At 32.7% G+C, this 968-nt stretch carries 2 protein-coding genes; one reads left to right on the top strand and one right to left on the bottom strand.

The window, feature by feature from the left end; genetic code table 11:
- Positions 1-181: 181 nt before the first annotated feature.
- Positions 182-490 carry a flagellar biosynthetic protein FliO gene (locus HMPREF9444_RS09525; protein WP_009144228.1) on the bottom strand — a complete coding sequence of 103 codons (309 nt, stop codon included), beginning with the start codon at positions 488-490 and terminating at the stop codon, positions 182-184.
- Positions 491-672: 182 nt separating this feature from the next.
- Here HMPREF9444_RS09525 and HMPREF9444_RS09520 point away from each other — a divergent pair.
- Positions 673-968, top strand: a 296-nt coding sequence (locus HMPREF9444_RS09520) for an AAA family ATPase (protein WP_009144227.1), incomplete at its 3' end; no start/stop codon positions are given.

Below are 968 nucleotides of genomic sequence, written 5' to 3'. Positions count from 1 at the left end.
ACAACGAAGACACCTATACCGTATCGGGAGGCTTCAGACACAGCTTCTAACCAAATTTAAGCGTCAGACAAAAAGAGAAAAACCATGACTGACGCTTATCCGGGTTAAGGCCGCTAATTTCTCTATGTTTCATGAAAATTTGCCTCAGCGGCCTTATTTCTGTTAACTTTTATACAGTATTTTACTTTTGTGTAAAATCAGAATTTGATGCCAGTTCGTTTTTAAACTTCTCGACATTTATATGCTCATCTTGAGATGAAAGATCACATAAGTAACTTATGTTCTGAGAAGTTATACCAAGCAAAATTGTCTTATCCCCTACTTTTACTTTAGCTAAATAAGATCTTGGACCTACAGCAAGTCTTCCTATAACTTTCATATCAGAATCAAGATTTTTTATATACTTAGACTTTCGCAATAAAAACATCACGCCCCCTAAGATCACTAAAACCAAAAGAAGCATGATCCACATTTGAGTAAGACTTGACATAAAGATTCCTTATTTAAACCTGCACATCAAACATAAACATTATTGTGCACAAGCAAAAAATAGTTTTAACCATATATCTTTTAAATTTAATAAACAAAATAATCATTCTATGAGCTTTTGGCTTTTAAAACTTATTGAAGTACAATTCATTATACAAATCAAGCAAAGTAAGAATTTTGTATATGATCGACTATTCCAAACTGCCTTTAAGCATTACTTCATTTAGTGAGTTTGCTGCAAATTCGATGATCTACGTTGATAAAACGGATTTAGTGGCAAATCTTGCTCGTTTTAGAAATCCGTTTTTTTTATCACGTCCGCGCAGATTTGGTAAATCGACATTAGTAAGCACTTTTCATGAGCTTTTCTCAAACGGTCTTGATAAGTTTCAAGGTCTTAAAATTGTCACCGACAATTTATGGAATGATAAAACCTATAAAGTCGTTCATATCGATTTTTCCCAAATTAAAGAGAATAC

Origin of the sequence: Succinatimonas hippei YIT 12066, assembly GCF_000188195.1 — a bacterium.
Classification (GTDB): domain Bacteria; phylum Pseudomonadota; class Gammaproteobacteria; order Enterobacterales; family Succinivibrionaceae; genus Succinatimonas; species Succinatimonas hippei.
The sequence above is the reverse complement of the archived record's forward strand: the minus strand, read 5'-3'. Positions and strand labels throughout refer to the sequence as shown.